A 402-nucleotide genomic window follows, 5' to 3' on the forward strand; every position below is an offset into this window, starting at 1 on the left:
GGATCCGGCTCGATCCCGGATGAACAACGCGCCACCGAGTTCGTCCTCGAGTTTCTTGATGGCCGTTGTCAAAGACGGTTGGGAAACATTTGCCGCACTGGCGGCGTGGGTGAAATTGCGATGCTCGCAGACCGCAAGAAAGTACCTGATCTGATTCATCTCCATTGTCGTCTCCTCAATCAGCACCCTCGGTACTGCATATCAAGCAATCTCCATAGCTGTAGCCTATTGAGTAATAGGTTTTCAGTATTGGAGGTTGGCGCGGTTGGTACGGGACAAGAGCACATCGAAACAACACGATGACATTTAGATAAGGAGACGATCATGAAAACACAAATCCTTCAGGCACTGGCCGCATTGGCTCTGATCACAACTTCCGCAACCGCACAGGACAGCCCGATG

1 protein-coding gene is annotated in these 402 nt (G+C 51.5%); it reads right to left on the bottom strand.

The window, feature by feature from the left end:
* A partial coding sequence (locus tag ACFWW2_RS01780) for a LysR family transcriptional regulator (RefSeq protein WP_393925647.1) occupies positions 1 to 165 on the bottom strand: 165 nt, incomplete at its 3' end.
* Positions 166 to 402: the final 237 nt, after the last annotated feature.

This window comes from Yoonia sp. R2-816, from assembly GCF_046762905.1.
Lineage (GTDB): Bacteria > Pseudomonadota > Alphaproteobacteria > Rhodobacterales > Rhodobacteraceae > Yoonia.